Annotated in this window: 1 protein-coding gene; it reads left to right on the plus strand. The window is 56.9% G+C overall.

The features are described 5' to 3' along the window. Positions 1-267 (plus strand): permease (locus tag V5P19_RS23725; RefSeq protein WP_334407999.1); only part of this gene is annotated, 267 nt, incomplete at both ends.

Genomic DNA, 267 nt, shown 5'->3' on the forward strand with positions numbered 1-267 from the left:
GTTATTCCCCCATGCCGATGGTGCTGTCGATAACAGCCTGATGTGGGTGGTGGCGATGGCGGTAGCAGGATGCTTGTTTGTCATTCCCACGGCAGCAGAAATTCCGATTGTACAAACGATGATGCTGGCAGGTATGGGAACTGCTCCGGCGCTGGCATTGTTGATGACGCTCCCGGCGGTGAGTTTGCCGTCACTGATTATGCTGCGCAAAGCGTTCCCGGCGAAAGCCTTATGGCTGACGGGGGCGATGGTGGCAGTGTCTGGTGT

Origin of the sequence: Enterobacter sp. UNJFSC 003, assembly GCF_036903355.1 — a bacterium.
Classification (GTDB): Bacteria; Pseudomonadota; Gammaproteobacteria; order Enterobacterales; family Enterobacteriaceae; genus Enterobacter.